The sequence below is a fragment of the Virgibacillus sp. 7505 genome (assembly GCF_002272135.1).
GTDB lineage: Bacteria > Bacillota > Bacilli > Bacillales > Amphibacillaceae > Terribacillus.
The window spans coordinates 1-423 of sequence record NZ_NPBF01000060.1 but is presented as its reverse complement, the minus strand read 5'-3'; the positions used below and the strand labels follow the sequence as shown (position 1 = coordinate 423).

The 423-nt window shown below is 44.0% G+C and carries 1 protein-coding gene; it reads right to left on the bottom strand.

The annotated features are described in order from the left end of the window. On the bottom strand, positions 1–407 hold a 407-nt coding region (locus CHH91_RS17895; protein ID WP_286160833.1), incomplete at its 3' end, for a M20/M25/M40 family metallo-hydrolase. Positions 408–423 lie beyond the last annotated feature (16 nt).

Here is a 423-nt window from a genome sequence, read left to right as displayed (position 1 = left end):
TTATAAATGAAGGCGACAAGCGCTTTCGTATAACGGACGAGTTCATCAATGTCAAGCTGTTCATTCACGCCATGTGCGTGTGCTAATTTCCCAGGCCCGTAACAAATCGTCGGCATTCCATATTCGGCCAACCAGCCACCATCATTCACACTAGTCGACATTTCTATTTCCAGTGGAGCGTCGAAAACAGTCTGATGAACAGTCTTTAAAACAGATAATGCAGGATGAGCTTCATCGATTGAAAAAGCAGGGAATATTTCCCCTTTGTCTTCAATCATAGAGGCGCCGCCCCAAGTAAAGGTTGGAAGATTGTCTTTCAACCACACATCTGCTTTAGCTGTAGCAAGAAGATGGGCTTCAATTTCGTTGGCCACTTCTTCTGCGGATTCATTTGGATAAAAATGCACAGTTATCCACAACCTA